Origin of the sequence: Hymenobacter fodinae (genome assembly GCF_004745825.1) — a bacterium.
Taxonomy (GTDB): domain Bacteria; phylum Bacteroidota; class Bacteroidia; order Cytophagales; family Hymenobacteraceae; genus Hymenobacter; species Hymenobacter fodinae.
In genome coordinates, this window is record NZ_SRLA01000014.1 from 1 (window position 1) to 679 (window position 679).

The 679-nt window shown below is 51.1% G+C and carries 2 tRNA genes and 2 rRNA genes; all 4 read right to left on the minus strand.

Annotation, left to right across the window (positions count from 1 at the left end):
• A 23S ribosomal RNA gene (locus tag EU556_RS25895) occupies positions 1 to 94 on the minus strand; the annotation flags it as partial.
• 192 nt (positions 95 to 286) lie between these two features.
• A tRNA-Ala gene (locus EU556_RS25900) sits at positions 287 to 360 on the minus strand.
• A gap of 35 nt (positions 361 to 395) precedes the next feature.
• Positions 396 to 469, minus strand: a tRNA-Ile gene (locus EU556_RS25905).
• 122 nt (positions 470 to 591) lie between these two features.
• Positions 592 to 679: ribosomal RNA gene (locus tag EU556_RS25910) — 16S ribosomal RNA — on the minus strand; the annotation flags it as partial.

The following is a 679-nucleotide window of genomic DNA, read 5'->3' on the forward strand; positions in this document are numbered from 1 at the left end:
TATGTGCCCATCCCCGTAGCTTATCGCAGCTTATCGCGTCCTTCATCGCCTCTGCGAGCCTAGGCATCCTCCGTGTGCCCTTGCTTACTTCTTCTGGCAGCTGACCCGTAGGCCGGCTGCTCCGCGCCATACTACTAGAGTACAGCACTTCTTTTTCTCTCTCGTTTCACTACGTCAAAGAACATATGTTGCTCCAGTTGAGCAACAGAGTAGAAGAACGTTTTGGGCGTTACTTCTATGTATTAGTATTCTCACGCTTACGCTCCCAATTGAAGCATAAGTATTGTGGAGAATAACGGATTCGAACCGTTGACCCCCTGCGTGCAAGGCAGGTGCTCTAGCCAGCTGAGCTAATCCCCCGGTTTGATCCACGCCTAACCTTTCGTTAGACGAAGTGGGCCTGCGTGGACTCGAACCACGGACCTCTACATTATCAGTGTAGCGCTCTAACCACCTGAGCTACAAGCCCGGGCACGACTAAAAGTCGAATCCGTAATAAAAACGTTGAATAAAAGGAAAGACAGTACGGGAAGTACTTATAAGAGTAGCGGTACGAACACCAGCTGCGCCGATCGAGTCGACGTGCTCCAGAAAGGAGGTGATCCAGCCGCACCTTCCGGTACGGCTACCTTGTTACGACTTAGCCCCAGTTACTTGTTCTACCCTAACTGGCTTCTGT